This is a genomic window from Chitinophaga sp. sic0106 (genome assembly GCF_019219075.1).
Lineage (GTDB): Bacteria > Bacteroidota > Bacteroidia > Chitinophagales > Chitinophagaceae > Chitinophaga.
On the sequence record NZ_JAHUWJ010000072.1, the window covers coordinates 1 to 255 of the forward strand.

A 255-nucleotide genomic window follows, 5' to 3' on the forward strand; every position below is an offset into this window, starting at 1 on the left:
TAGCGCCGGCATATCACCGGTGGTAGCCGGATTATTATGTCCGTTGACACCCACACCAATACCCCGAAGCGATTGCAGTAACTGATTGGCGATACCTTTGTTAAGAGGATGCTTACTTTTATTCCGGCCGGTAGATTTGAAGAACGCATTTACACCAATGCTGATCGTATCGCCCGCCATTACCCTCAGTGTAATAGCTGGACCAGTCTTTTGATGACTACCATCTGCATTCAATTTAGCCACATACTTACCATC

1 protein-coding gene is annotated in these 255 nt (G+C 46.7%); it reads right to left on the minus strand.

Going from position 1 to position 255, the window contains the following annotated elements:
• Positions 1 to 255, minus strand: a 255-nt coding sequence (locus KW844_RS28980) for a hypothetical protein (RefSeq protein ID WP_218380245.1), incomplete at both ends; no start/stop codon positions are given.